The 357-nt window shown below is 51.0% G+C and carries 1 protein-coding gene; it reads right to left on the bottom strand.

From position 1 onward, the window contains the following. Positions 1 to 357, bottom strand: a 357-nt coding sequence (locus tag B3180_RS04450; protein ID WP_286843266.1) for a polyprenyl synthetase family protein, incomplete at both ends; no start/stop codon positions are given.

The following is a 357-nucleotide window of genomic DNA, read 5'->3' as shown; positions in this document are numbered from 1 at the left end:
GGCCAGTTGCTGCGTTACTTTTTCGTCTTGTGCCGTTAATACGCCGGCCAGCTCAGTTGCGGCTTCAAACAGCTTAGCGGTTTTTCCGTAAATGACATTGAAGTAGCTGGCTTCTGAGGTATCCGGGTCGTTACAGTTCATTAACTGCAGTACTTCACCTTCAGAAATAACGTTGGTGGCATCCGCTAAAATCCGCAGAATCCGCAGTGAGTCTAAATCGACCATTAGCTGAAAAGCGCGGGTATAAAGGAAGTCACCCACCAGCACGCTGGCTTCATTACCGAATACTGCATTAGCGGTTTTACGTCCACGGCGAAGCTCCGACTCGTCGACGACATCGTCGTGCAGCAGGGTCGC

The sequence above is a fragment of the Idiomarina sp. UBA4206 genome, assembly GCF_002383015.1.
Taxonomy (GTDB): Bacteria; Pseudomonadota; Gammaproteobacteria; order Enterobacterales; family Alteromonadaceae; genus Idiomarina; species Idiomarina abyssalis.
The sequence above is the reverse complement of the archived record's forward strand: the minus strand, read 5'-3'. Positions and strand labels throughout refer to the sequence as shown.